Origin of the sequence: Aestuariirhabdus haliotis, from assembly GCF_023509475.1 — a bacterium.
GTDB lineage: Bacteria > Pseudomonadota > Gammaproteobacteria > Pseudomonadales > Aestuariirhabdaceae > Aestuariirhabdus > Aestuariirhabdus haliotis.
This window is the reverse complement of sequence record NZ_JAKSDZ010000111.1, coordinates 1-410: the sequence shown is the minus strand read 5'-3', so window position 1 is coordinate 410 and position 410 is coordinate 1. Positions and strand designations below refer to the sequence as shown.

The window sequence follows — 410 nt, the reverse complement described above, 5'->3', positions numbered from 1 at the left end:
CGGATCAACTCAGCCTTGAGTGAATGGAAGAAGGATTCCATATGGGCATTGTCTGTACAGTGTCCCGCACGATTCAGGCTGTGTTTCATTCCGTGGCGTTTCAGCTCAGCTTGATAGACCCCACCTCGATATTCTACCCCTCTGTCTGTGTGGACCATCACCCCGGACCCTGGCTGACGCTTCCTGACGGCAGCCAATAGACTGCGTTTGGTTACTTCAGCTGTTCTGGTTACATCCAGACTCCAACCCACTATTCGTCGAGAGTACAAATCCATAATGACCGACAGATAATGCCACCTTTGCTTCACCTTCAGGTAGGTGACATCGGCTACCCATACTTTGTTCTTTTCATCAGGAACGCCACCGTTCGATCTCAGGTTCTCTCCAGAGGCTAAAAAGCGCCTGGAACC

The 410-nt window shown here is 51.0% G+C and carries 1 protein-coding gene; it reads right to left on the bottom strand.

The annotated features are described in order from the left end of the window. Nucleotides 1-410, bottom strand: a 410-nt coding sequence (locus MIB40_RS19490; protein WP_249697162.1) for a DDE-type integrase/transposase/recombinase, incomplete at both ends; no start/stop codon positions are given.